Annotated in this window: 24 protein-coding genes; 14 read left to right on the forward strand and 10 right to left on the reverse strand. The window is 70.4% G+C overall.

Annotation, left to right across the window (positions count from 1 at the left end; translation table 11 throughout):
- Positions 1 to 111: 111 nt before the first annotated feature.
- The 9 genes from ACFYY8_RS20925 (at position 112) to ACFYY8_RS20965 (ending at position 10,682) form a co-directional block, all read left to right on the forward strand.
- Positions 112 to 1,074 (forward strand): bifunctional riboflavin kinase/FAD synthetase, encoded by a 963-nt coding sequence (locus tag ACFYY8_RS20925; protein WP_390043244.1) that lies wholly within the window; start codon positions 112 to 114, stop codon positions 1,072 to 1,074.
- A 184-nt stretch (positions 1,075 to 1,258) separates the two neighbouring features.
- Positions 1,259 to 1,528, forward strand: coding sequence for a 30S ribosomal protein S15 (gene rpsO, locus ACFYY8_RS20930; protein ID WP_352008454.1), 270 nt, complete (start codon positions 1,259 to 1,261; stop codon positions 1,526 to 1,528).
- Between the two features lie 318 nt (positions 1,529 to 1,846).
- On the forward strand, positions 1,847 to 4,165 hold the full coding sequence (locus tag ACFYY8_RS20935; protein WP_390043247.1) for a polyribonucleotide nucleotidyltransferase: 2,319 nt from the start codon (positions 1,847 to 1,849) through the stop codon (positions 4,163 to 4,165).
- On the forward strand, positions 4,162 to 5,472 hold the full coding sequence (locus ACFYY8_RS20940; protein ID WP_390043249.1) for a M16 family metallopeptidase: 1,311 nt from the start codon (positions 4,162 to 4,164) through the stop codon (positions 5,470 to 5,472). The genes ACFYY8_RS20935 and ACFYY8_RS20940 overlap by 4 nt, the downstream gene beginning before the upstream one ends.
- A 67-nt stretch (positions 5,473 to 5,539) precedes the next feature.
- The gene (gene dapB, locus ACFYY8_RS20945) at positions 5,540 to 6,277 is read left to right on the forward strand and encodes a 4-hydroxy-tetrahydrodipicolinate reductase (RefSeq protein ID WP_390043251.1); all 738 of its coding nucleotides are present in this window, start codon (positions 5,540 to 5,542) and stop codon (positions 6,275 to 6,277) included.
- A 4-nt stretch (positions 6,278 to 6,281) separates the two neighbouring features.
- Positions 6,282 to 6,767 carry a GNAT family N-acetyltransferase gene (locus tag ACFYY8_RS20950; protein WP_390043253.1) on the forward strand — a complete coding sequence of 162 codons (486 nt, stop codon included), beginning with the start codon at positions 6,282 to 6,284 and terminating at the stop codon, positions 6,765 to 6,767.
- Between the two features lie 73 nt (positions 6,768 to 6,840).
- A complete protein-coding gene (gene tenA / locus ACFYY8_RS20955; RefSeq protein ID WP_390043255.1) occupies positions 6,841 to 7,506 on the forward strand; it encodes a thiaminase II in 666 nt (221 codons plus the stop codon).
- A gap of 20 nt (positions 7,507 to 7,526) precedes the next feature.
- Positions 7,527 to 9,074: a PucR family transcriptional regulator gene (locus ACFYY8_RS20960; protein WP_390043257.1), complete on the forward strand. Its 1,548-nt coding sequence runs from the start codon at positions 7,527 to 7,529 to the stop codon at positions 9,072 to 9,074.
- Positions 9,075 to 9,164: 90 nt separating this feature from the next.
- Positions 9,165 to 10,682, forward strand: a complete 1,518-nt coding sequence (locus ACFYY8_RS20965) for a malectin domain-containing carbohydrate-binding protein (RefSeq protein ID WP_390043259.1) — start codon at positions 9,165 to 9,167, stop codon at positions 10,680 to 10,682.
- A 51-nt stretch (positions 10,683 to 10,733) separates the two neighbouring features.
- On the opposite strand, the gene ACFYY8_RS20970 is transcribed toward ACFYY8_RS20965, so the two are convergent.
- The 7 genes from ACFYY8_RS20970 to ACFYY8_RS21000 form a co-directional block, all read right to left on the reverse strand.
- The gene (locus ACFYY8_RS20970) at positions 10,734 to 11,735 is read right to left on the reverse strand and encodes an adenosine deaminase (RefSeq protein WP_390043261.1); all 1,002 of its coding nucleotides are present in this window, start codon (positions 11,733 to 11,735) and stop codon (positions 10,734 to 10,736) included.
- Between the two features lie 3 nt (positions 11,736 to 11,738).
- Positions 11,739 to 13,487 (reverse strand): adenine deaminase C-terminal domain-containing protein, encoded by a 1,749-nt coding sequence (locus tag ACFYY8_RS20975; protein WP_390043263.1) that lies wholly within the window; start codon positions 13,485 to 13,487, stop codon positions 11,739 to 11,741.
- Positions 13,488 to 13,509: 22 nt separating this feature from the next.
- Positions 13,510 to 14,871 (reverse strand): purine-cytosine permease family protein, encoded by a 1,362-nt coding sequence (locus ACFYY8_RS20980; RefSeq protein WP_390043265.1) that lies wholly within the window; start codon positions 14,869 to 14,871, stop codon positions 13,510 to 13,512.
- A gap of 134 nt (positions 14,872 to 15,005) precedes the next feature.
- Positions 15,006 to 15,884, reverse strand: coding sequence for a 1,4-dihydroxy-2-naphthoate polyprenyltransferase (locus tag ACFYY8_RS20985; protein WP_390043267.1), 879 nt, complete (start codon positions 15,882 to 15,884; stop codon positions 15,006 to 15,008).
- 23 nt (positions 15,885 to 15,907) lie between these two features.
- Entirely contained in the window at positions 15,908 to 16,519 is a 612-nt protein-coding gene (locus ACFYY8_RS20990; RefSeq protein WP_352008466.1) for a GNAT family N-acetyltransferase, read from the reverse strand.
- 129 nt (positions 16,520 to 16,648) lie between these two features.
- A complete protein-coding gene (locus ACFYY8_RS20995; RefSeq protein WP_390043270.1) occupies positions 16,649 to 17,185 on the reverse strand; it encodes a CGNR zinc finger domain-containing protein in 537 nt (178 codons plus the stop codon).
- A gap of 129 nt (positions 17,186 to 17,314) precedes the next feature.
- Positions 17,315 to 18,694, reverse strand: a complete 1,380-nt coding sequence (locus tag ACFYY8_RS21000) for a PLP-dependent aminotransferase family protein (RefSeq protein ID WP_390043690.1) — start codon at positions 18,692 to 18,694, stop codon at positions 17,315 to 17,317.
- A gap of 16 nt (positions 18,695 to 18,710) precedes the next feature.
- Here ACFYY8_RS21000 and ACFYY8_RS21005 point away from each other — a divergent pair, with 16 nt between their 5' ends.
- The 3 genes from ACFYY8_RS21005 (at position 18,711) to ACFYY8_RS21015 (ending at position 20,878) form a co-directional block, all read left to right on the forward strand.
- Complete coding sequence (locus ACFYY8_RS21005) at positions 18,711 to 19,652, forward strand: DMT family transporter (protein ID WP_390043272.1); 942 nt, start codon at positions 18,711 to 18,713, stop codon at positions 19,650 to 19,652.
- Between the two features lie 325 nt (positions 19,653 to 19,977).
- Positions 19,978 to 20,454, forward strand: a complete 477-nt coding sequence (locus ACFYY8_RS21010) for a peroxiredoxin (RefSeq protein ID WP_390043274.1) — start codon at positions 19,978 to 19,980, stop codon at positions 20,452 to 20,454.
- Positions 20,455 to 20,572: 118 nt separating this feature from the next.
- Positions 20,573 to 20,878 (forward strand): putative quinol monooxygenase, encoded by a 306-nt coding sequence (locus ACFYY8_RS21015; protein ID WP_390043276.1) that lies wholly within the window; start codon positions 20,573 to 20,575, stop codon positions 20,876 to 20,878.
- A gap of 14 nt (positions 20,879 to 20,892) precedes the next feature.
- Here the strand turns inward: ACFYY8_RS21015 and ACFYY8_RS21020 are convergent, their stop codons facing one another.
- A complete protein-coding gene (locus tag ACFYY8_RS21020) occupies positions 20,893 to 21,219 on the reverse strand; it encodes a hypothetical protein (protein ID WP_390043277.1) in 327 nt (108 codons plus the stop codon).
- Between the two features lie 346 nt (positions 21,220 to 21,565).
- Here ACFYY8_RS21020 and ACFYY8_RS21025 point away from each other — a divergent pair, with 346 nt between their 5' ends.
- Positions 21,566 to 21,892, forward strand: a complete 327-nt coding sequence (locus tag ACFYY8_RS21025; RefSeq protein ID WP_390043279.1) for a helix-turn-helix domain-containing protein — start codon at positions 21,566 to 21,568, stop codon at positions 21,890 to 21,892.
- Positions 21,893 to 21,898: 6 nt separating this feature from the next.
- Here ACFYY8_RS21025 and ACFYY8_RS21030 read toward each other — a convergent pair whose 3' ends face one another.
- The gene (locus ACFYY8_RS21030) at positions 21,899 to 22,528 is read right to left on the reverse strand and encodes a TetR/AcrR family transcriptional regulator (RefSeq protein ID WP_390043281.1); all 630 of its coding nucleotides are present in this window, start codon (positions 22,526 to 22,528) and stop codon (positions 21,899 to 21,901) included.
- 77 nt (positions 22,529 to 22,605) lie between these two features.
- Between ACFYY8_RS21030 and ACFYY8_RS21035 the strand changes: the two genes are divergently transcribed.
- A complete protein-coding gene (locus tag ACFYY8_RS21035) occupies positions 22,606 to 24,174 on the forward strand; it encodes an FAD-dependent monooxygenase (RefSeq protein WP_390043283.1) in 1,569 nt (522 codons plus the stop codon).
- A gap of 32 nt (positions 24,175 to 24,206) precedes the next feature.
- On the opposite strand, the gene ACFYY8_RS21040 is transcribed toward ACFYY8_RS21035, so the two are convergent.
- Positions 24,207 to 24,926, reverse strand: a complete 720-nt coding sequence (locus tag ACFYY8_RS21040) for a GntR family transcriptional regulator (protein ID WP_390043285.1) — start codon at positions 24,924 to 24,926, stop codon at positions 24,207 to 24,209.
- Positions 24,927 to 25,634: the final 708 nt, after the last annotated feature.

A 25,634-nucleotide genomic window follows, 5' to 3' on the forward strand; every position in this document is an offset into this window, starting at 1 on the left:
GGCCGGTAAAAAGGATCTTCTGTTCGCTTCACCGGGCTCCCCGATTGGAGCGAAGCCGGGGAGACATGGCAGGCTTTAGGGATCGATCCGCTACAACGGGAAGAGGTCACGGTGCGAGCCTGGCACGGATTGGACGACGTGCCCGAAGACTGGGGCAGGTCCGTCGTCACGATCGGCGTCTTCGACGGGGTTCACCTGGGGCACCAGCAGATGGTCGCCCGCGCCGTGGCGCTGGCGGGGAGGCTCGGCCTTCCCTCGGTGGTGGTGACCTTCGACCCGCATCCCGAGGAGGTCGTGCGCCCCGGCACGCACCCCCCGAGGCTGACGACGGGCAGGCACCGCACCGAGCTGCTCGCCGGTCTCGGCGTCGACGCGGTCTGTGTGCTGCCGTTCACGCTCGACTTCTCCCACATGAGCCCTGACGAGTTCGTGCAGACCGTGCTGGTCGACCGGCTGCACGCGGCGGGCGTCGTGGTCGGGGAGAACTTCCGCTTCGGGCACAAGGCCTCGGGCGACGTCGAGACGCTGCAGACCCTCGGTGAGAAGTACGACTTCGTCGCGGAGGCGGTTCCGCTGGTGAGCAACGGGGAGGCGATCTCCTCGACGCTCATCCGCGAACGGCTCGGCGCGGGCGACATGGAGGCCGTGGCCGTCGCGCTCGGCCGTCCGCACCGTGTCGAGGGAGTGGTCGTGCGCGGCTACCAGCGGGGCAGGCAGCTCGGCTTCCCGACGGCGAACGTCGAGTCGCCCGAGCACACCGCGATCCCCGCCGACGGCGTCTACGCGGGCTGGCTGCAGGGGGTCTCCAACGGCAATCTCCCCGCCGTCTACGGAGGGGAGCGCTGGCCCGCCGCGATCTCCGTGGGCACCAACCCCACCTTCGAGGGGGTGCCGCGCACGGTCGAGGCCTACGCGCTCGACCGCGACGACCTCGATCTCTACGGTGCCCATGTGGCCGTCGACTTCGGGCGGCGACTGCGCGCCAACCTCAGGTTCGACTCGGTCGAGGAGCTCATCGAGCAGATACGCGCCGACGTGGACGAGGCCCGTCGCATCACCCGCGAAACGCCGTAAAGGCTCCGGTGTCCCGCCGGGCGCGTGGGATGTGCGCGTCCGTCCGGCCCGGTGGTAATCTGGCGTGTCAGCTCTGTAACCGGTGGTATCGCACCCCGGGCGCTGACCCGCCACGGCGACTGTAGGCACGCACGGTCGTTCGGGCACCTGTATACCCGCGTGCCCGCAGAGTCCGAGGAGAGACGTGTCGCTCGACACCGCCGCCAAGAAGCAGATCATCGGAGAGTACGCCAAGGGTGAGGCCGACACCGGCTCCCCCGAGGTGCAGATCGCGCTGCTGAGCAAGCGCATCAGCGAGCTCACCGAGCACCTGAAGCTGCACAAGCACGACCACCACAGCCGCCGCGGCCTGCTGCTGCTCGTCGGCCGTCGCCGCCGGCTGCTGAAGTACCTGCAGAACAAGGACATCGAGCGTTACCGCTCGCTCATCGAGCGGCTCGGCCTGCGCCGATAGGTCAACCGGGGAGCGGCGCTCGCGCCGCTCCCTTCATCTCATACGGGGGGTGTCGGCGCGTCGCGCCATGAAGACACCCCCGGTGTGAGCAAACTGAATAGCCGAGACAGTGCCCCGCGTCCGCACAGCAAGCGCGCCCCACGGCGTCGGAGGGCCGGTCCTCGGTAGTGGCCCCCGGTCATCATGGCATCAGCCGTACGGAACCGGGCGCTTCAATCGAAGACCGGCGCTGCACCTACGGGGAGCCGGCAGGAAAAGACGACCCAGGCGCGAGACGCGTGCCTGGGGGACGCGGGCGACCGATCAAAGGAGGTCCCCGTGGAGGGTGTCCACAGCAGTGAAGCCGTAATCGACAACGGCTCCTTCGGCACGCGTACCATCCGGTTCGAGACCGGCAGGCTCGCGCGCCAGGCGGCAGGCTCCGCCGTCGTCTACCTCGACGAGGAGACGATGGTCCTGTCCGCGACCACGGCGTCCAAGTCGCCCAAGGAGAACTTCGACTTCTTCCCGCTCACGGTCGACGTCGAGGAGCGCATGTACGCCGCGGGCCGCATCCCCGGCTCGTTCTTCCGGCGTGAGGGCCGTCCCTCCGAGGACGCCATCCTCACCTGCCGTCTGATCGACCGGCCGCTGCGCCCGTCGTTCGTCAAGGGCCTGCGCAACGAGGTCCAGGTGGTCGCCACCGTCATGGCGCTCGACCCCAACCACCTCTACGACGTGGTCGCGATCAACGCCGCGTCCCTGTCCACCCAGCTCGCCGGGCTGCCCTTCTCCGGGCCGATCGGCGGCGTGCGGGTGGCCCTGATCGAGGGCCAGTGGGTGGCCTTCCCCACCCACTCCGAGCTGGAGAACGCCACCTTCGACATGGTCGTCGCGGGCCGGGTCCTCGAGGACGGCGACGTCGCCATCATGATGGTCGAGGCCGAGTCCACCCGTGACACGCTCAAGCTCGTCGCCGAGGGCGCCGTCGCGCCGACCGAGGAGACCGTGGCGCAGGGCCTCGACGCCTCCAAGCCGTTCATCAAGGTGCTCTGCGACGCCCAGTCCAAGATCGCCAAGGTGGCGGCCAAGGAGGTCAGCGAGTACCCCGTCTTCCTCGACTACCAGGACGACGTCCTGGAGGCCGTGACCAACGCGGTCAAGAGCGAGCTGGCCGCCGCGCTGACCATCGCGGGCAAGCAGGAGCGCGAGGTCGAGCTCGACCGGGTCAAGGCGCTGGCCCTGGAGAAGGTCGCCCCCGACTTCGAGGGCCGCGAGAAGGAGATCGGCCCGGCGTTCCGGTCGCTGACCAAGAAGCTCATGCGCGAGCGGGTCATCGCCGAGGGCATCCGCATCGACGGCCGCGGCGTCAAGGACATCCGGCAGCTCAGCGCCGAGGTCCACGTCGTGCCCCGGGTGCACGGTTCGGCCCTGTTCGAGCGTGGTGAGACCCAGATCCTGGGCATCACCACCCTCAACATGCTCCGCATGGAGCAGATGATCGACACGCTCAACCCGGAGCGCACCAAGCGCTACATGCACAACTACAACTTCCCGCCCTACTCCACGGGTGAGACGGGCCGCGTCGGTTCGCCCAAGCGCCGCGAGATCGGCCACGGCGCGCTCGCCGAGCGGGCGCTGCTGCCGGTCCTGCCGACCCGCGAGGAGTTCCCCTACGCGATCCGTCAGGTCTCCGAGGCGCTCGGCTCCAACGGTTCGACCTCCATGGGTTCGGTCTGCGCCTCGACCATGTCGCTGCTCGACGCGGGTGTCCCGCTCAAGGGCATCGTCGCGGGCATCGCGATGGGCCTGATCAACGAGGGCGACCAGTACGTCACGCTGACCGACATCCTCGGTGCCGAGGACGCCATGGGCGACATGGACTTCAAGGTCGCAGGCACCAAGGACGTCATCACGGCCCTGCAGCTCGACACCAAGCTCGACGGCATCCCCGCCTCGGTCCTGGGCGCGGCGCTGAAGCAGGCCAAGGGCGCCCGTCTGGCCATCATCGACGTGATGCAGGAGGCGATCGACTCCCCGGCGGAGATGAACGCCACCGCTCCGCGCATCATCACGATCAAGGTCCCGGTCGACAAGATCGGCGAGGTCATCGGCCCGAAGGGCAAGATGATCAACCAGATCCAGGACGACACCGGCGCCGAGATCACGATCGAGGACGACGGAACCATCTACATCGGCGCCACCGACGGCCCGTCCGCCGAGGCGGCCAGGTCGGCGATCAACGCCATCGCCAACCCGCACATGCCGGAGGTCGGCGAGCGGTACCTGGGCACGGTCGTCAAGATCGCCGCCTTCGGTGCCTTCATCTCCCTCATGCCGGGCAAGGACGGTCTTCTGCACGTCTCCCAGATCCGCAAGCTGCACGGCGGCAAGCGCATCGAGAACGTCGAGGACGTCATGAACGTCGGGGAGAAGATCCAGGTGGAGATCGCCGAGATCGACTCGCGCGGCAAGCTCTCCCTGGTCCCGGTCGAGGTCATCGAGAAGGAGGCCGCGGCCAAGGCCGAGTCCGGAGCCGACGGGGACGAGTCCCCGGCGCCCGCCGAGGACAGGCCCCGTGAGGACGCCGCCCCGCGCCGCCGTACCCGCACCCGCAGCAGCGGTGCGAGCCGTGGAGGGGAAGACCGCAACTCGTGACGACCACCACTCTGCACCCCGGCAAAGACGGTGCCGGAGTCGTGCGGCGCACCGTCCTCCCCGGTGGGCTCCGGGTGGTGACCGAGTCCATGCCGACCGTGCGTTCCGTCGCGGTCGGCATGTGGGTCGGCATCGGATCGAGGGACGAGGCCCCCGAGCACACGGGGGCCTCCCACTTCCTTGAGCACCTGCTGTTCAAGGGGACCCCCACGCGGGACGCCCTGGAGATCTCCGCGGCGATCGAGGGCATCGGCGGTGAGATCAACGCCTTCACCGCCAAGGAGTACACCTGCTACTACGCGCGGGTCCTCGACGAGGACCTGCCGCTGGCGGTGGACGTCCTCGCCGACGTGATCACCTCCTCGCTCATCACCCCGGAGGACGTCGAGGCCGAGCGTGGCGTGATCCTGGAGGAGATCGCCATGCACGACGACGATCCCTCGGACGTGGTGCACGAGCAGTTCTCCGCCGCCCTGTACGGCGACACGCCCGTCGGCCGCCCGATCCTCGGGACGGTCGAGTCGATCAAGGCGCTGTCGCGTGACCGGATCGCGGAGTACTACCACCGCTACTACCTGCCCTCGCACACGGTCGTCGCGGTCGCGGGCAACGTCAGCCACGAGTACGTCGTCGAACTGGTCGCGGCCGCCTACGAGCGGGCGGGCGCGTTCGGCGGCGAGGAGTGGCACGCCCCGCCCCGCGTGGGCGGCGCGGAGGTTCCCTACCGTTCCGGCGTCACGGTCCTCGACCGGACGACGGAGCAGGCGAACCTCGTGCTGGGCACCGCGGCCCTGGCCCGCAACGACGAGCGCCGCTTCGCCCTCGGCGTGCTCAACGCCGTGCTCGGCGGCGGCATGTCGTCTCGGCTGTTCCAGGAGATCAGGGAGAAGCGGGGACTGGCCTACTCCGCCTACAGCTACACCTCCGCCTACGCCGACACCGGTCAGTTCGGTGTCTACGTCGGCTGCCTGCCGCCCAAGATCGACGAGGTCCTCAAGGTGGCGCAGGCCGAGGTGGCGCAGGTGGTCGCGCACGGCATCACCGAGGAGGAGCTCGTCCTCGGCAAGGGGCAGATGCGCGGCGGCCTCGTGCTCGGCCTTGAGGACACCGGGTCGCGAATGTCCAGGCTGGGCAAGAGCGAGCTGGTGCACGACCGCCTGATGTCCGTCGACGAGGTGCTCGGCCGCATCGAGGGCGTCACCCTCGACGACATCCAGGCCGTGGCCCAGGAGATCCTGCGGCGCCCGATGACCCTGGCGGTCGTCGGACCCTACGCCGACCGGGACTTTGCCCCGCTCCTGGTCTGAGCTTCCACCGGTGTGACCGGCCGCCCTGCGCGACGGCCGGTCACACCGGTGGAGATAGGCTGACCGGGTGATCAGGGTAGGAGTTCTCGGCGCCAGAGGGCGCGTGGGCATCGAAGTGTGCAAGGCCGTCGAGGCGGCCGACGATCTGGAACTCGTCGCGGCCGTCGACAAGGACGACCCGATCGAGGAGCTTGAGGGCGCCCAGGTGGTGGTCGACTTCACCCACCCGGCCGTCGTCATGGACAATCTGGCCTGGTGCGTCTCCCACGGCATCCACGCCGTGGTCGGCACCACCGGGTTCGACGCCGAGCGTCTGGCCCGGGTGCGTGGCCTGCTCGACGACAACCCCGGCGTGAACGTGCTGATCGCCCCCAACTTCGGCATCGCGGCCGTCCTGATGATGCGCTTCGCCCAGCAGGCGGCCCGCTACTTCGACTCCGCCGAGATCGTCGAGCTGCACCACCCCAACAAGGCGGACGCCCCCTCGGGCACGGCCCGCCGTACGGCGGAGCTGATCGCAGAGGCGCGCCGCAAGGCCGGGGTCGGGCCGATGCCCGACGCGACCAGTGCGGAGCTCGACGGAGCCCGCGGAGCCGACGTGGACGGCGTCCACGTCCACGCGGTACGGCTGGCCGGGCTGATCGCCCACCAGGAGGTGATCCTCGGCGGTGACGGCGAGATCCTCACCATCCGCCACGACACGATGAACCGTGCCTCCTTCACCCCGGGTGTGCTGCTCGGCGTGCGCCGGGTCGGTGAGACGCCGGGTCTCACGGTCGGCCTCGAACACCTTCTGGACCTCTAGCCGGATGACGGACGTCCGATGGGCGAGCGCAGCGGAACTGCCGGGCCTGGCCGAGGTCGAGATCGCGGCAGACGGGGTGTTCGCCCAGGTCGGCATCACCTTTCCGCCGGGGACCACGATGGTCGAGGAGGCCGGTGACCCGGCACGGGTGCTGGTCGTCGGCGACCCGCCGTTCGGGTTCGCGATGATCGGCTGGGTGGACGGCCAGGTCCACCTGGACCAGCTGGCGGTCCACCCGGCCCACGGGCGGCGGGGCGCCGGAGGGAGCCTTCTCGAAGCCGTCTGCGAGCACGCGCTCGCCGAGGGGGCGGCCGCGGTGACGCTGACGACCTTCAGGGACGTGCCGTGGAACGCGCCGTGGTACGCCCGGCGGGGCTTCGCCGTACTGGGGCAGGAGGAGTGGGGGCCGGAGCTGGCCGCGCTGGTGGTCCACGAACGGGAACTGGGCATCGAGCTTGCGCCCCGGGTCGTGATGCGCAGGCTCCTGTGAGGGCGCGCCGTACCGGGCGGGCCTCTGTGACGGTGGCACGCTCCCGCCGGGCCGGGCGGATAGCATCGCTGGTGTGAGCCGGTTTCGCGATGAGCTGTGGCGGGTGGTCGACGGTGTCTACGGCCGCATCCTGGCTCATCCCTTCCTCACCGGGCTGACCGACGGGACGCTCCCGCGCGAGGTCTTCCGGCACTTCGTGGTGCAGGAGACCCACTTCCTGCCCGACTACGCGCGGGCACTGGCGGCGTGCGGGGTCAAGGCGGCCGATCCGGCGGCGGTGCAGCGTTTCGCCGCCGACTGCGCGCGCACGGTCGAGGTCGAGCACAGCCTGCACGTCGAACTGCTGGGCGCCTTCGGCCTGGACCGGGACGAGGCGCGCCGGGCGGGGGCCGCCCCGACGACCGTCGGCTACGCCTCCTACCTGCTGCGCGTCTGCCACCTCGGGACCTTCCCCGAGGCGCTGGGCGCGATCGTGCCCTGCTACTGGATCTACGCCAGGGTCGGTGAGGCGCTGCTGAAGCAGTCCTCGCCGGACCCGCTCTACGCCTGGTGGATCGAGACCTACGGCGGTGAGCACTACCAGGAGACCGTCGCCGGGGTGCTCGACCTGCTCGACGAGGTCGCCGCGACGCTGCCCGAGGCCGACCGGGCACGACTGTGCGAGCACGCGCTGACCACCGCGCGCTACGAGTGGCTGTTCTGGGACGCCGCGTGGCGGCGGGAGTCGTGGCCGATCTGAGCGGCGGTTAACCTACAGGTATGCGCCTGCGGGACCTGTGCCAGGTCGATCACCTGGGGCTGAAGGTCCTCACCGGTCACGACCTGCTCGACCGCAGGGTCCGTGGCGTCGCGACCACCGACCTCATCGAGCCGGGCCGCTTCCTCAAGCCCGCGGAGCTGGTCCTCACCGAGCTGACCTGGCATGACGGGCCCGGCTCCGCCAGGCGGTTCGTGGCCGCACTGGTCGAGGCCAGGGTCGCCGCGCTCTGCTCGGGCACCGCCCTCAAGGTGCCGCCCGCCGACCTCGTCGACGCCTGCGCCGAGGCGGGACTGCCGCTGCTCGCCCTCGGCGTCGAGGTCTCCTTCGGCACGCTCACCGAGTACGTGCTGCGCGCCCTGATCGAGGAGTACGGCGCCGTCGCCCCCAGCAGGCCGTACGGCCCGCGCAGGAGGCTGGCCAGCACGCTTGTCGACGGCGGCAGCCTGAGCAAGGTCGTCACCACGGTCGCCGGGGAGCTGGACGTGCCCTGCTGGGTGCTCTCGGCGACGGGCCGGGTGGTCGTCGGCTCGCAGCCGTTGCCCGAGGGGGCCGGTGGGCGGCTGGCGCAGGCGTTCCTGTCCGCCCGTTTCCTGCCCGGTACGGCACCGCAGCCGGACGGCACCGTGCTGTCGGTCTTCCCGGTCAGCAAGGGGGCCCCGCACCGGATCGCCAACTGGTTCCTGGCCTACGCGGGTGAGCAGGTGCGGGCGGGCGGCGAGCACGAGGACCTGGTCGTCGAGCTGGCCGCCCTGGTGGCGCTCGAACGCTCCCGTCTTGAGGCGGCCCACCGCATCGAGCGCCGGGTCCTCGACCAGTTGCTGGACCTGCTGGCCTCCGGCGACGCGAACCTTCCCGGGGTGGTCTCCCGGCTGCACACCCTGCACATCGAGACCGAGCACGGCCTGCTGGCCGTCGCGCTGGCCGTGGAGGGGATCGACCGGGCGGATGAGGTGGGGGTCGCGGTGCTCGACGAGCTGCTGCGCCCGCTGGCGCCCGGCGTGGCGACCGCCGCGGACCGGCACGCCGTGGCGCTGGTGCCGCTGGCGGGCAACACCGCGGACGAGCTGACCGCGCACCTGCTGGCCGGGGCGGCCACGCTTGAGGCCGGGCTCGGCGAGGCCAGGATCACGATCGGCGTCAGCAGCGTGACCAACGGCCCGGCCACGCTGAGCGGCCTGATCGAGGAGGCCAGGCACGCCCGCACGCTGGCCGAGCTGGGTGAGGGCCGGGTCTCGGCGATCACCGGGGCCGACGTCAGCTCCCACCGCTCCCTGATCGCCGCCATCCCCGGGGAACTGCGGCGCTCGTTCAGGACCCGGCTGCTGGGTCCGCTTGAGGAGTACGACGCCGCCCACCAGACGGACCTGCTGGAGACGCTGGAGACCTTCCTTGAGGAGTCTGGCGCGTGGGCGACGACCGCCGACCGGCTCCACGTCCACGTCAACACGCTGCGCTACCGGCTCAAGCGCATCGAGGAGCTGACCGGCAGGTCGCTGACCTCCCTGGACGAGCGGGTGGACTTCCTGCTGGCCCTGCGGATGCGCTGATCCCACGGACTTCACCGGGGTTACCCTGTGTCCGCATCGCAATGCGTCCTCATCCACCCCCCTTTCAGCCTGAAGGACGTGAAAGACCACATGAGACACCGACTCATCGGGGCTCTGGCCGTCGCGGGAACCCTGCTGCTCCCGCTGGGAGCCGCCGTCCAGGCGGACGCCACGGTCGCCCTCCCGATCCGGATCGACGCCAACGGGCCCGGCCTCACCGACTCCTCGGGAAACCTCTGGGAGGCCGACCGGGGATACGACATCCGCTACGGCGGCGGCCGGATCTCGGCTCCCATCGAGGGCACCGCCGACGACGCGCTGTACCAGACCTACAACGCCTTCGGCGGCGGGGCGGGCTACGCCCTCGACCTGCCCAACGGCACCTACCGGGTCACCCTGAAGATGGTGGAGGACTGGGCCACGGCGGCGGGGCAGCGCCGCTTCGACGTCAGGGCCGAGGGGGTGACCGCGCTCAGCGCCTTCGACATCTACGCGAACTGCGGAAGGCTCACGGCGTGCGACCGCTCCTTCACCGTCGCGGTCACCGACGGCCGATTGAACCTGCAGTTCAGCGCGAACGGCGGAGCCAACCACGCCACGGTCTCCGCCGTCGAGCTGACCGCCGCCACGGCCACTCCCTCGCCGTCCCCCACGGCGTCACCCACGGCCTCCCCGTCGCCCACAGCGTCACCCTCGTCGTCCCCCACGGCATCTCCCACGCCGTCTCCTGGTGGCGGCCGGACTGTCGCGGTGTCAACGGCCTCGGGGCTCAAGGCGGCGCTGAGCACGGCCCTGCCCGGTGACACGATCCGGCTCGCCGACGGAAGATACACGGGCAACTTCAAGGCCACCGTGGCCGCCAGGCCCGACGCCCGCATCACGATCACCGGCTCTCCCGGGGCGGTCCTCACCGCGGGCGGCGGCTACGGCCTGCACCTCAACGGCGCCTCCTACTGGACCGTCACCGGCGTCACCATAACCGGCGGCCAGAAGGGGATCATGATCGACGCGGCGAAGGGCGTCGTCATCGACGGCGTCACCGTGCACGACCTCGACATGGAGGGCGTGCACTTCCGCAACTCCAGCACCGACGGCGTCATCAGGAACTCCACCATCTACGACACCGGCAACGACGGCCGGGGCATGGGGGAGGGCGTGTACGTGGGCACGGCCAACACCCTGTCCGACAACAGCGACCGCATCGAGATCGCCGGCAACACGATCGGCCCGGACGTCGGCGGTGAGAACGTCGACATCAAGGAGGGCACGACGGGCGCCAGGATCGTCGGCAACACCTTCGACGGCGGCGGGCTCACCGGCGCCAACTACGACGACTCCTGGGTCGACGTGAAGGGCAACGACGTCCTCGTCCAGGGCAACGTGGGCAGGAACACCACCAACAACGGGTACGAGACCCACACCCAGCGGCCCGGGTGGGGCTGCGGCACCGTCTTCCGCGACAACGTCTCGGACCTGACGGGCGCGACCGGTGACCGGCGGCTGGCGATCAACGTCACCAACCAGGTCCCCGGCTGCGAGACGACGGTCCACGCGAGCAACACGGTGACGGGCGGCAACGGCCTGACGAACGTCCCGGTGACCTCGTAAGACGGCTGGAAGCCGCCGCCCGGGCTCGGGCGGCGGCTTCCAGCGGGTGGCTCAGCGAGCGGCGTAGGCGTCCAGCTCGGCGAGGTAGGCGTCCTTCAGGTGGCGGGGCAGCCAGGTGATCTCGAAGGCGTTGCGTTCGAGCTGGACGAGGTCCTCCTCGGTCAGCGAGAGCTCCTCGGCCAGGACGGTCAGGTTCTCCTGGACGTAACCGGCGAAGTAGGCCGGGTCATCGGAGTTGACCGTGACACGCAGACCGAGGTCGAGCATCCTGCGGATGGCGTCGGCCTTCGTCGAGTCCGTCACGTAGCCGTTGGAGATCGGGCACACGGTCAGCCCGAGCCCCCGCTCGCGGAGCGTCTCGACCAGCGCCGGGTCCTCAAGGACGTTGACGCCGTGGTCGACGCGGTCCACGCCGATCTCCTCGACGGCCTGGCGGATGTGCTCGACCGAGTTCTCCTGGTCGACGTCGCAGTGCATGGTCAGCAGGTAACCCTCCTGCCTGGCCCGCTCGTAGACGGCCTTGAACTTGACCGGGGGGTTGCCCTTCTCGTCGGAGTCGAGGCCGACACCCACGATCCACTCCCGGTACGGCAGCGACTCCAGCAACGTCGCCATGGCGTACTCGGCCTGGAAGTCGCGCAGGAAGCACATGATGAGCTGCGCCCTGATCCCGAGCTGCCGTTCGGCGTCGATCAGCGCGCGGCGCAGGCCGCGGATCACGAGGTCGAAGGGCACACCGCGCGAGGTGTGGGCCTGCGGGTCGAAGAAGATCTCCGCGTAGCGGACGTTCTGCGAGGCGGCCTTGCGCAGGTAGGCCATGGCCAGGTCGTAGAAGTCGGGCTCGGTGCGCAGCACCTCCATGCCCTCGTAGTAGATCTTGAGGAAGGAGGGCAGGTCGTCGAAGGAGTAGGCGGCCCTGATGTCCTCGACCGAGGAGTAGGGCAGCTCGATGCCGTTGCGCTCGGCGAGCGTGAACTTGAGCTCGGGTTCGAGGGTGCCCTCGATGTGCAGGTGGAGCTCGCACTTGGGCAGCCCCGCGATGAAGTCGGTCATGCTCTAGCTCCAGGAGAGGATCGGGTCGACGACCTTGAGTTCGACGCAGTCCACCAGGCCGAGATCGGTGATGGCGTAGTCGGGGATCGCGGTGATCGACAGGAAGAAGAGATACATCAGCGGTGAGGGCAGCGCGCAGCCCAGTTCGCGGGCCAGGTCGTCCAGCTCGCTCTCCGCCTCGGCCATCTCCCGCGCGGGCAGGTCGGAGACGATGCCGCCGACCGGCAGCGGCAGCAGCCGCAGGACCTCGCCGTCCACCACGACGGCCTGGCCGCCGCCCGCCCGGACGACCTCGTTGACCGCGAGGGCCATGTCGGAGCGGGAGGCGCCGACGCAGATGATGTTGTTGTCGTCGGGGGCGGCGCTGGTGGCGATGGCGCCCCTGGTGATACCGAAGCCGTTGACCAGGGCGACCGGCCGGTTGACGGTCTTGCCGTACCGTTCGACGACCGTGATGTAGAGCGCGTCGTGCTCGACGGACGGTTCGACGACGCCGCCGGTCACGGGGAGCGTGACGTCGTGCCGCTTGCGGACGAAGACCTGCTCGGGGCTCATCCGCATGGCCAGCGCGGTGACCGAGGCGGCCCCTTCGGGAGCGCGCAGCACGATGTCGTCCGCGGTCAGCTCGGCGACCGGGAAGGGCCGCACCGGCGGGCGGGCGGGCGGCGCCGTGGGCGTGATCATGGCGTTGTCCCTGGCCACGAGCCTGCCACCGGCCACGACCTCACGCACCTGGAAGTCGGACAGGTCGTCCACGATCAGCACGTCGGCGAAGCGTCCCGGGGCGATGCTGCCGACCAGGTGGTCGATCCGGTACATCTCCGCGCAGTTGATCGTGGCCATCTGGATCGCGGTCACCGGGTCGACGCCCGCCTTGACGGCCATCCGGACCAGCTTGTCCATGTGCCCGGCGGCGAGCACGTCGGCGGCGTGCACGTCGTCGGTGCAGAAGGCCACCCGGCGCGCGCCGACCTGGGAGACCACCTGGATGTTCTCCTGCAGGAAGTGGGCGACGCTGGACTCACGCACGATGGCGTAGATACCCAGGCGGAGCTTCTCCAGTGTCTCCTGCGCCGAGTACGACTCGTGGTCCAGGCGGATTCCGGCCGCGGCCAGGCCGCTGATCCGGCGTGTGTCGGACATCGGGGCGCAGCCGAAGACCGGGAGCCGGTGGCGTTCGGCCAGGTCGAGGGCCTCCATGACGGCCTCGTCGCCGTGCTCGACGAACTCCTGCACGGTCTCCCAGATGCCGACGCACTCGGGCCACTCGTGGACCAGCCGGTGCTCGTCGGGGCCGAAGGTGTGCCCGACGGTCGACTCGGGGACGGTGTAGGGGGCCTTGGCGGGTGCCCCCCACCAGACGCGCATGCCGGTGGCCGCGGCCTCGTCCAGGCAGCTCCGGACCCCGGGCAGGCCCTCGGCCACCAGAATCTGGTCCAGGCCGGAGACGACGCTGGTCGTGCCGTAGGGGACCACCAGGTCGGCGAAGCTGGTCACGGAGAGCTTGCTGCACTCGATGTGCAGGTGGCCGTCGATCAGGCCGGGGACGAGGTGGCCGCCCCGGGCGTCGATGATCTTCGTCTCGGGGCCACGGGGCAGGTCGGGACCGACCAGGGCGATCCGGGAGCCGCTGATCCCGATCTCCGCGGGATAGGTCTCGCCGGTCAGCACGTTGACCAGGACACCGTTGGTGATGATCGTGTCGGCGGGACGTCGTCCGTACGCGACGTCGAGCAGGGCGCGGTCGGGCATTTCGCTGCGGCCTTTCTGCGGGTCAGGCGGGGACGGGGACGGGGGCGGGGCGGCGTTCCAGCGCGGCGTAGACCAGGCCGGCCACGGCCACACCCGCGAAGATGCTCAGGTCGGAGCCGCCGGTCGCCTGGGAGAGCGGCCCGGTGAAGGCCGCCGAGTTGATCCACAGCGCCGCCGCGACCATGCCCGCGGCCTGCGCGATGATCCCGTTCCAGCGGACGCCCCCACGCCCGTGGTACGGCCCGGCCTCGGCGAACAGGCCCTCGGCGTCGTAGGAACCCCGGCGTCGCAGCCAGTCGGTCAGGTAGACGCCGGCCCACGGGGCCAGCCAGAGGATCAGCAGCCCGAGGAAGGTGTTGAGCATCGTGTTGAAGGAGTCGGAGAACACCGCCACACAGGTGATGGCCACGCAGATCACCAGGTCGAGCACGACCGCGGCCGAACGGTTCAGCCTGATTCCCGAGGCCTGCAGGTTCAGGCCGGAGGAGTAGAGGTCGGTGGTGTTGACCGCGAACAGCGTGACGATCGCCAGCAGCAGGTAGGGCACGACGAACCAGGAGGGCAGCGCGCCGGGCAGCCCGGAGACGGGGTCGCCCGCGTCCTTGACCACGGTGGCGACGGCCGCGCCGAGCGTCATCAGCAGCACGTACGGCACCAGCCCGCCGAGCGCGGCGTATCCGAAGACGGCCTTCCTGCTGGAGGAGGCGGGCAGGTAGCGCGAGTAGTCGCTGCCCAGCGGGGCCCAGGACAGGCCGCCGCACGACATGACCAGCGCGACCGCGACGGTGAACGTGGCGAAGTCGGCCCCGCCCCCGGCGGCGGCCTGCACCTTCGGGCCGACGAGAACGGCCATGACGGCGAACATCGCGACGAAAACCCACGTGAAGTACTTCTGGGCCTTCATGACGGCGGCGTGCCCGACGAGCGGCAGGACGAGCTGGATCAGCGCCGCGACGACGATCACGCCGACCTTCAGGGCCGCGCTCTGGGAGGCGATTCCGGCCTGGTCGAGCAGGGCCAGCGAGGCGAAGGTGATCAGCACCATGCCGCCCGCCTCGAAGCCGACCATGTTGATCCAGCCGAAGAAGCTGAGCACCCGGGCGCCCTTGGGGCCGAACGCGGCGCGGGAGACCGCCATCGTCGAGGTGCCGACGGCCGGCCCCTGGAGGCTGGTCAGGCCGACCAGCGGGAAGGACAGCAGGTTGCCGATCACGATGGCCAGCACGGCCTGCGGAAAGCTGAGCCCGAGGGAGACGACGACGGTCCCGTAGACCAGGGTGAAGACTCCCATGGTGGTCCCGGTCCACAGGAACAGCAGGTCACGTGGCCTGCCGTACCTCTCGGACGGCGAGACCAGTTCGATCCCGCGTTGCTCGACGGCCACTACGCCTCCACCCGGTGCCTTGGACATTCACCTTCAGTGAACCAGGGCACGCGGTGTGCTCCCGTTGTCGGAGAACACGAGGTCAAGGGGTCCGGACTGTACCGGTCTCCAAGGTGATCGCCGGGCGGGGAGCCCTACAGGGCGTGCAGGGCCAGGCCCGCGGTGAACAGCAGGCCGAAGACGAGCTGGAAACGGCCGGTCTGCTGCAGCGTCGCGATCAGCGCCCGGCCGGTGGCGCCCTGGGCGACCGCCCTGACGGGGGCGACGGCCAGTGGGGCGGCGAGCAGGGTGAGCGCGGCGAAGGGCTGCCAGGGGACCAGTGCCAGCGCGACGACCAGCGGCAGGATCAGGCACACCGAGTAGAGCGTGCGGGTACGGCCGTCGCCGAGCACGACGGCCATGGTGCGCTTGCCCGCGGGGCCGTCGGTCACGATGTCGCGCAGGTTGTTGACCACCAGCAGCGCGCAGGCCAGCAGGCCGACGGGGACCGCGGCGGCGATCGCGGTCCACGGCAACGACTCGGTCTGGACGAACGTGGTGCCCGCGACCGCGACCAGGCCGAAGAACGCGAACACCGAGATCTCACCCATCGCGCGGTAGCCGTACGGCCGTGAGCCCCCGGTGTAGAACCAGGCCGCCGCGATCGACAGCGCGCCGACCAGGAGCAGCCACCACGCGCGGGTCACCACGACCAGGACCAGGCCGGCGACCGCGGCGGCCAGGAAGCAGCCGAAGGCCGCGGAGAGCACCTCGCGAGGGGAGGCCGCCCCCGAGCCGACCAGCCGCATCGGGCCGACCCTGCCGTCGTCGGTGCCGCGCACGCCGTCGCTGTAGTCGTTGGCGTAGTTCACGCCGATCTGCAGGGCGAGCGCGACGAACAGGGCGAGCAGGGCCCGCCACCACACCGCGCCGTCGTAGCCGAAGGCGACGCCGGTGCCGACGGCGACCGGGACGACGGCGGCGGGCAGGGTGCGCGGGCGGGCTCCGGCGATCCACTGGCTCGGGGTGGCCATGGCTGCGAACGTCCTCTCGAAGGTCAGCTGATGTCGGTGGCCAGGCGGACCATCCGCACGGAGCGACCGATGTGCAGCACTCGTTCGGCGCCGTCCTCGCCCCAGCCGGCCGACTCAAGGAAGCCGAGCACCGCGTGGTTGTCGGCGAACGCCCACGTCACGATGGTGCGGTAGCCGTCCTCCCTGAAGTGGTCGACCGTGGCGTTCAGCAGGCGGCTGCCGTGGCCGCGCCGTATGTGGTCGGGATCGACCAGGAAGGTCAGCAGCTCACCGGTCGTGGTCGGATCGAGGTCGGGGTCCTCCGCGGGGGCGTGCGAGGCCAGCCCGACGACGCGCTCGGGACCCAGGGCCGCCGCCGCGGCCGCGATGCCGCCGGGACCGAGCGCGGGGAACGCGTCGGTGTCCAGGACGACCTTCTCGACCGCCACGAGCACCCGGTGCCGCCTGCTGGGCGGGGAGACGATCGCCTCGTCCCACTGCCGTCGCCAGAGGTCCTCGGCCGCCGTGCCGGTCATCTGCTCAAGCGGCCCCTCGGGAAGGAAGTCCCGATAGCCGTATCTCCAGGCGCGAATCTGGGTGCTCGCCACCGCGGCGACATCATCGTGCCGAGCCGCCCGCACGCCTACGTCTGCCATTCGGCCCGCTCCCTCTCTGCCGTCTGCCGTCGCCCATGACACGCCGCCTCGCGGGTCTCGTGCCACGCGAGCGGGCATCAGGCGGGTGGAACCGTGAGGCAGCCCCTACACCGTATCGGGGAATCAGACTCAGAGATGACGCGGCTGCGTCTCGGTCTGGCGCCGTGCCCGATATGCCCGAGTCTTGGTGCGGTTGCCGCACACCTTCATGGAACACCACGAGCGCGAGCGGTTCTTCGAGGAGTCGACGAAGGCCCACTGACAGGTGCTCTCCGTGCAGACCTTCAGCCTGGGCCACATGCCCTCGGCGTGCGCCTCCATCACGGCCGCCGCGATCTTGGCGAGCCCGCCGGGGACGCCGGAGGCGGCCGGTTCGAGGACCGGCCCCGCCTCGGTCAGGACGACCCGCAGCGCGAGATCGGGGAACGACCTGGGCGGGGTCGCCTCCTGGTCCCGGTCGTGGTTGTGCCGCAGCGCGGCACGCAGGGATTCGCGCAGGTCCACGGCGGCGCTCACGTCGGTCTCGTCCGCCGTGTCGGCGGGCCCGATCAACTCGCGCCTGCCGAGCCAGGCGGTCAGCGTGGCGGGGGACGGGATCGAGTCGGTCGCGCTCTCGACGTCGTAGGTGTTCACGAAGTCGCACACCAGGTCGGCGGCGTTGCCCATGGTCAGTCACCTCTTCGAAACCGCTGTTGAAACCACTGTATGCCAATAGGGGGTTTTTCTCTCTCCCGCACCTGCATAAGGCTTTCAATGGTGTCGACTTCTCGCCTCGGCGGGCGCGGACGGAGGTGCTCAGGCCTCCTCGATCGCCGTCGCCAGCCGCCTGACCCCCTCGGCCAGCTCCGTCGTGTGCGCCGCCGCCGAGTGGCTGATCCTGATCCGGGGGCCGGGCGGCTCGGCCGGGTAGTAGATGCGTCCCGGGCTCACCAGGACGCCCGCCCGCCTGGCCCGCTCGACCACGGCCTCCTCGTCCAGATGGCGCGGGAGCCGTACCCACAGGTGCAGGCCGCCACGGGGGACGAGGTGGATCTCCGCGGCCGGGGCGAAGGCGGCGAGCGCGCCCGCCAGGGCGTTCCTGCGGGCCGTCAGCTCGCTCTCCAGCGTGTCCAGGTGGCGGCGCCAGGCCGGTGAGCCGACGAACTCCAGAGCGGTCTCCTGCAGCGGCCTGGCGACGAAGAACGACTCGACGATCTGGCTCGCCCGCAGCCGCCGCGCCGCGGGTCCCCTGGCGACGAGGCCCGCCACGCGCATGTTGGGGGACAGGACCTTGGTGAGCGAGTTGATGTGCACCACGGTCCCGTGCTCGTCGAGCGCGGCCAGCGGCGGCGGGACCGGAGAGGTCGCGAAGTATCTGGCGTAGTCGTCCTCGACGACGAACGCCCCGGCGGCCCGCGCGACCGCGAGCACCTGGGTGCGCCGGTCGAGGGGGAGCGTCGCGCCGGTCGGGTTGTGCAGCGTCGGCTGGCACAGGAAGACCCGCGCGCCCGTGACGGCGAACGCCTCGGCCAGCAGGTCGGGCCGCACCCCGTCCCCGTCCATCGGTACGGCCGTCGCCCGCAGCCCGGCGGCCCGCGCCGCGGCGAGCGCCCCCGGGTAGGTGGGCGTCTCGACCAGCAGGGGGGTACCGGGGGCGGCCAGGGCACGCAGGGCGTGGGTGAGGGCGGCCTGCCCGCCGCTGACCACGAGGACGTCGGCGGCGGTCACGTCGCCGCCCAGCTCGCAGGCGAACCACCCGCGCAGCTCGGGCAGGCCGCCCAGCGGTGGCACCTCCCAGACGCCGGGACGCCGCATCGCCCGTGCTCCGGCCGCCGACAGGGCTCGCGCGGGGCGGATCGACGGGTTGAGGTAGCCCCCGGTGAGCGGGACGACGCCCTCGGGCGGCGGGGTGAGCAGCCCCACCACGTCGGTGTCGTCGACCACCCGGTCGCCGAGCGCGACCGTCTGCCAGGACAGGTCGGGGGCGTTCTCCACCCGCGCCTGCGCGGGGGCCACGTAGGTCCCGCTGCCCGGCCTGACGATCACCCGGCCCTCGGTGGCGAGCCTGCTGAGCGCCCTGGAGACGGTCACCGGGCTCACACCGTGAACCCGCATCAGCTCGCGGCTCGACGGCAGCCTGTCGCCCGGCCGCAGCCGCCCGGCCTCGTCCCTGAGAATGGCGGCCAATCGGACGATACTGCTATCGTCATTCATGAGAGACAAGAGTAGCGCTACGCTCGCCAGCCCGATAGCGGTCGGCCGGGAGATCCCGGCGTCGTCGGAGGGAGGCGCCTCGTGGCGCGGGACCCTGCTCGCGGGGCTGGGGGTGCTGACCTTCTCCGGCTCCTTCCCCGGCACGGTCTTCGCGATGGAGGGGTTCGACCCCTACCTCGTCGCGATCGGGCGCGCCGTGGTCGCCGTCGTCGCGGCGGTCGTGTTCCTGCTGGTGGCCAGGGCTCCCTTACTGCCGCCCAGAGAGCACCTGTGGTCGTACCTGGTCATCGCCGCCGGGGTGGTCTTCGGCTTCCCGATCCTCAGCGGGCTGGCCCTGGACGCCGGAGCCGACACCTCCCACGCCGCCGTCGTGGTCGGCCTGCTGCCCGCCGCGACCGCCGTCTGCGCCGTCCTGCGGGGCGGGGAACGGCCGAGGCCGCTGTTCTGGGCCGCCTGCGCGCTCGGCGCCCTGTCGATCACGGTCTTCACCGTCGGCAGGGGCGGCGGCCATGTCACCGGCGCCGACCTGCTGCTGGTCGGGGCGCTGCTGTCGGCCGCCGTCGGCTACACCGAGGGAGGACGCCTGGCCAGGCGGACCCCCGGCTGGCGGGTGATCTCCTACGCCCTCGTCGTCGCGGCCCCGCTCACGGTCCCCCTGACGGTCGCGCTGGCGCTGACCACGGAGGTACGGCCGAGTGCGGCCTCGCTGGCCGGGTTCGCCTACGTCGGCCTGATCTCGATGTTCCTCGGCTTCATCCCCTGGTACGCGGGGCTGGCCAAGGGCGGCATCGCCAGGGCCGGGCAGACCCAGCTCGCCCAGCCGCTGCTCACCCTGCTGTGGGCCTGGCTCCTGCTCGGCGAGCCGTTCGACCCGGTGACGGTCGCCGCGGCACTGGCCGTACTCGTGTGCGTGGCCGTGAGCCAGCGGGCGCGCTCCTGAGGAATTCCCCGAATTGTCGTGGTGCTTTGTTGGGGAATGTGGCCATTTTCGAATTCCAATGTTCCGGACAGGTGCCGTACACGCTGAAAGGACGGGGGAAAACGCCTGACGCCTGCCGATCGGAAAGCGATCCGTTTCCCCCGGCGTCGTTCGTGGGGGCCGTTCACGGTTCCGGAGAGCAACATTGTCCCCACCGTCTCTTCCCGGCACGGGAGGAGCGGTTATACGGTCAGCGAGACCGGTGCCCGCGGGCAGGGGGTGGTTCCCCCTACGGTCACGGGCGGGCGGGCGACGCGGGCCCTTCGGCGACATATGGAGGACGGTCATGGCTGGAAGCCCCAAGGTCGGGGACGTGGTCGAGGACTTCGAGCTCCTCGACGAGACCGGTACGGCACGGCGGCTCGGTGATCTGGTGGCCAAGGGGCCGGTGGTGCTGTTCTTCTACCCCGCGGCCATGACCACGGGGTGCACCGCGGAGAGCTGCCACTTCCGCGACCTGGCGGAGGAGTTCGAGGAGGTCGGCGCGAACCCGGTCGGCATCAGCCGTGACGCCGTCACCCGGCAGAAGAAGTTCGCCGACACCTACGACCTGGGCTTTCCCCTGCTGTCCGACCCCGACGGGGCCGTGGCCCGCAAGCTCGGCGCGCGCCGTAACTTCGCGGTCGGGCCGTTCCTCACCCGCAGGATGACCTTCGTCATCGACGTCGACCGCCGCCTGCTCGAAGTGATCCACAGTGAGACCAGCATGCTGTCCCACGCCGACCGGGCGCTTGAGGTGCTGCGGGCCCGGACGCAGGAGTGACGAGACCGGCCGGGTGTGATTTTAGAGGTCCCGGGTGATCACACGGTGTAGCCGTGGTCATGAGGCGGAGACGCTGGGGGGAGACGGCGAAACCTTCGCTGGACCGGCGGGAGGATAAATGGTCACCCTGGGGCTGTTCGTGCTGCTCGAAGCCAAGCCCGGCAAAGAGGACGAGGTCGAGAGCTTCCTCAAGGAGGCGATCGCGCTCGCCGAGACGGAGGAGGGGACACCGGTGTGGTTCTCCATCCGCCTGGGGCCGACGACCTTCGCCGTGTTCGACGCCTTCGCCGACGAGGCGGGCAGGGAAGCCCACCTGTCGGGCCAGATCGCCAAGACGCTTGAGGACCAGACCTCGCGCCTGTTCGCCAAGCCCCCCGCGGTCAACAAACTGAACATCCTGGCGGCCAAACTGCCCGGCCGATGACTCTCAGTTGGCTCTCAGCGGGTTTCCATGGGGGCCAGGAGATCCGCCGCGTGCCGTAACTCCGCGACGAGATACTCGGTGCCGCCCCGTCCGTCGGACTTCTCGATGATCGCGGCCAACGCCCTGGCCGCGCCGGGCGAGAGCCGTACGGCGGGCTTGGCGCTGGCGTAGGGGATCGTCAGCAGGATCGACGGGCCGTCCTGCTCGTCGGGTGAGTGGGGGCGCACGGTCTGGCTGGCCGTGATCGTGAGGTGCAGGCCCTTCCAGACAGTCGTGCGATGGGTCGTCGTGAGAGCGTCGCGGTTGCCGTGGTTACCGTCACACCAAGCGGGACATTCCACCGCAGAATTATTATTCATCACCGAACCATGACTGTCGGCTGTGGGCTTCCCCGTCAGCATCTTAGGCGGGGAAGCGAGGTGTCAAGAAAGTGAATACGTGGAATTCCCCCGGATCGGAGAAAAGGCGGGATTTTTCGTTATCGGTCATCCGTATGCGTCGTCCGGCGCCGGCGGATTCCTCCGGGGCCGGTTTCGGCCCCGGCCCGGGAAAAGGTCAGGCGCGCATGCCGTACGACTGTGCCGAAAACGGGGCGCACGGGATGGGGGAGCGCGATGCATCATGGGGGGTGCGGGCCTTTGGGGTACGCCAGAATATAAGGTGTAGCCGATACAAGGAGGCCTGATCGTGATCGACCCGCACATCGCCGAGCTGCTCGGGATCGATCCTGAGGCTCCTGAGACGCGGCGCGAACTGCGCGCCGCCGAGCGCGACGTGCGGCTCATCGAGGAACTCGTCAGGTTGCGCAGGGCGCGGGGCCTCACCCAGGCTCAGGTCGCCGAGCGGATGCGCCGCACCCAGCCCGCGGTCTCCGACTTCGAGCGCCTCGGCGGTGACCCTCACCTGTCCACGATCAGGCGCTACGCCCTGGCCATCGGAGCCGAGGTCACCTACGTCGTGCGGGAGCTGGACGACCCTCCTGCGGAGCCGCTGGAGCACGTCGTCGAGCGGTAGCGGCCGTCAAGAGGGGGCCAGAGCCCGTTCGAGGCGGTCGAAGACGCGATCGAGCAGGGCGGCGTGGTCCTCGACCACCTTCTGGATGGGCTCGCCGGCGAAGACCTTGTCCACGGTGGTGACGTAGACCGTGCGGTAGGCCGAGACGATCATCGCCGCGGAGACCCGTGACCACGGGTCGTCGGGGGGCGCCCCCGCGGCCTCGGCCAGCAGCGAGCCGAGCAACTCCTCGAATTCGGCCGCCCGTTCCCTGGCCCGCGCCTGCAGTGACGGGGAGTCGATCACGACCTGCCAGAAGAACCGGTAACCGTCGGTGAACGCGCCGAAGGGGTGGTTGTCCCGCAGGAGCTCCCGCTGCAGGCGCCGTAGCGCGGCCAGCGGCTCCTCGCCCTCCGGGCGTTCCCTGATGGCCCTGGTGATCAGCTCTGCGGCCTCGGGGAACCGGTCGAGGAAGAGGTCCTCCTTCCGCGGGAAGTAGTTGAAGACCGTCTTCGCCGAGACGCCCGCCGCCTCGGCCACCTCGGCGACCGTGACGTTGTCGAACCCGCGCCTGAGGAAGAGCCCGGAGGCGATGTCCGAGATCGTCTGGCGTGTCCGCTGCTTCTTCCGCTCACGGAGTCCTGGCTCGCTGCTCATGCGCTGACTATAGTTGATAAAAGTTTTTAGTCGTAGTAACTTTCTAGTGACAGTAAGAATCATCGTGGAGGTGTGGCGTGTCGTATGACGTCGTGGTGGCCGGAGGCGGGCCCGTCGGGCTGATGCTGGCCTGTGAGCTGGCGGTCGGAGGCGCCTCGGTCGTGGTGATCGAACGGCTGACCGAGATCGACCGGACCGTCAAGGCGGGCTCGCTCAACACGCCCAGTGTCGAGGCGCTCTACCGGCGGGGCCTGCTTCCCGCGCTCCGCGCGGCGGAGGAGGAGAACCTCGCCGCCTTCATGACGGGGAACGCGCCCAAGGGGAAGCCGCGGGGCGGGCCGAAGTTCGCGGGACACTTCGCGGGGATCGTGCTCAGCGGGGACCTGCTCGACCCCGACGACCCCGACCTGGGCGGGAACGGCCCCGGCGACAACGTCAAGCTGGTCGGTCAGCAGCAGCTTGAGCGGATTCTGGCCGAACGCGCCGCCGAACTCGGGATCGAGGTGCGCAAGGGAGTCGAGCTGACCGGCTTCGAGGCCGACGAGGACGGGGTGACCGTCACCACCACCGAGGACACGATCCGTGGCGGCTGGCTGGTCGGCTGCGACGGGGGAAGGAGCCTCGTGCGCAAGCTCGCGGGTTTCGACTTCCCCGGCACCGACCCCGAGATCACCGCCCACCAGGCCATGGCCGTGATGGAGGGCACGGAGGAACTGCGGCTGGGCTGGAGCGCCACTCCGACCGGCGTCTACGCCTACGGTCCCATGCCCGGCCGGATCCTGACCGTGGAGTTCGGCGGCGTGCCCAAGGACCGGGACGCCCCCGTCACCACCGAGGAACTGCAGGATTCGATCAGGCGGGTCACCGGGGCGCCCGTCGTCGTGACCGGCATCAAGACCGCGACCCGGTTCACCGACAACGCCAGGCAGGTGAGCACCTACCGGAAGGGGCGGGTGCTGCTCGCGGGGGACGCCGCCCACGTCCATTCACCTTTCGGCGGCCAGGGGCTCAACCTCGGTCTCGGCGACGCCATGAACCTCGGCTGGAAACTCGCCGCGACCGTGCGCGGTGACGCCCCCCGGGACCTGCTCGACACCTACACCGCGGAACGTCACCCGATCGGCGCCTGGGTGCTCGAATGGACCCGCGCCCAGATCGCGGTGATGCGCCCCGACCGCCACGCCAGGGCGCTGCGCGCGGTGGTCACCAACCTCGCGGAGACCGTGGCCGGAACCACCTACCTCGTCAAGCAGCTCTCCGGGGTCTGGCAGCGCTACGACATCCCCGGGGATCACCCGCTGCTCGGCAGGAGCGCCCCCGACCTGGAGCTGGCCGACGGGTCCAGGCTCGCCGACCACATGCACACCGGCCGCGCGCTGCTGCTCGACCCGTCAGGGGAACTCGCCGCCTCGGCGTACGGCTACCGCGACCGTGTCGAGGTCGTCGAGAGCGCGATCGTGGAAAGGCCGCAGCTCGCCGGACTGCTCGTCAGGCCCGACGGATTCGTCGCCTGGGCGGACGAGGAGGGACATCCGAACCCGGTCCCGCTCGGCGCGGCCCTGTCCACCTGGTTCGGGGCACCCGCCGTCACGGGCGCGGGCGGGAGCGCCGAAGTGGGGACGGAGACCGTGGGAACGGCCTCCTGAGCGTCCGCCGGGCCCGCGCCGGACCCGGCTCATCACAGAGGGTGGTTGTAGATCAGGCGGAAACGGTCGCCGGGGATGACGATGTCGCTGGTCTCCACCGGACGGTCGCCCGCCCAGTGGGTGCGCTCCACATGCAGGACGTGGACCCCCGCGGGCAGGGCGAGGACGTCGCTCTCGGCGGGCTGGGGCACACGCGTGTAGACCTGTTCGACGATCTCGGTGACCTTGATGCCGAAGGAGGAGAGCCTCGAGATCAGACCTCGGGGATTCTCCTCGGCCGCGGGCTCGCCGAACCCGGTCGGCTCATAGGAGGTGGCCAGCTGGACCGGTCTGCCGTCGCCGCGAAAGACATAGCGGACACGGGTCACGGAGGCTGACTCGTCCAGGCGCAGTCGCTGGGCGATGCCGGGCGGGGCCTCGGTGTGCTCGGCCCGCCACTCCCAGGTGGCACGGGTGCCCTGCGACTGGATGTCCGCGCCGAAGGGGGCGTGGTGATCGTGGAAACGCCAGCGGTGCAGCGGCAGCAGCACCGGCCTGGCCCTCACGTAGTGGCCGGAGCCGACGCGGCCGATGATCAGCCCCTCGGCGGCGAGCACCCGCAGCGCGTGACGGGCGGCCGTCTCGCCCACGCCGTACTTTCTGGTCAGCTGGGCGCGGGAGGGGATCGGCGCGCCGGGAGGAAGGGAGCCGTCGACGATCTGGCGGCGGATATCGGCGACGACGCGCAGGTAGACCGGATCGGAGCTTGCCACGTGTTCATCCCTGGGTTCGACAGCGTCGCCCCATCCTGACGTATTCGGTGGACAACTCACGGTAATGGCGGTGATTTGGAGTTCCAACTTTGCGGCCCCCCGGAGAGCGCGTGAAAATCTCTCAGAGACTGTGTAACGCCCGCGTAAGGAGCCTCGATTCACCTACAGAGGCCGTCGATGTGTGTACCCCCGAGCACATATCGGCGGCCTCTGTGCCTCTTTGCGACGCCTTCGGCGTCGCGGGTCCGGGCGCTTCGAGCCGGTGCTTTCCCTCGTCTCTCCGTCGCTTCGCTCCTGCGTTCCTCAGTCCAAGCACCGGCGCGCCCGAACCGTGTTTCTTTGCTCCGCCTGGCGGCGTCGCGGGCTTGAGCGCCCTGAGTCGGTGCTTTCCCTCGTCTCTCCGTCGCTTCGCTCCTGCGTTCCTCAGTCCAAGCACCGACGCGCCCAAGCCGGGTCTCTTTGCTCCGCCTGGCGGCGTAGCGGGCTTGGGCGCTTTCGGGTCGGTGTCTTCCCTCATCGTTCGTCCGCTTCGCTCCCTCACTCCTCAGTCCAGACACCGACGCGCCCAAGCCGGACACTCTTCACGCTTGGGGTCGGGGGAATCCGAGACGTACCTCTTCGCTCCGCCCGGCGGCGCGGGTTTGGGCGCGGTACTCCTCACGCACGGCGCCGGGAAGTCCTGGACGGAGGGTCTCCGCGTGGAGCGCC

This window comes from Streptosporangium sp. NPDC001559, assembly GCF_042893955.1.
Classification (GTDB): Bacteria; Actinomycetota; Actinomycetes; order Streptosporangiales; family Streptosporangiaceae; genus Streptosporangium.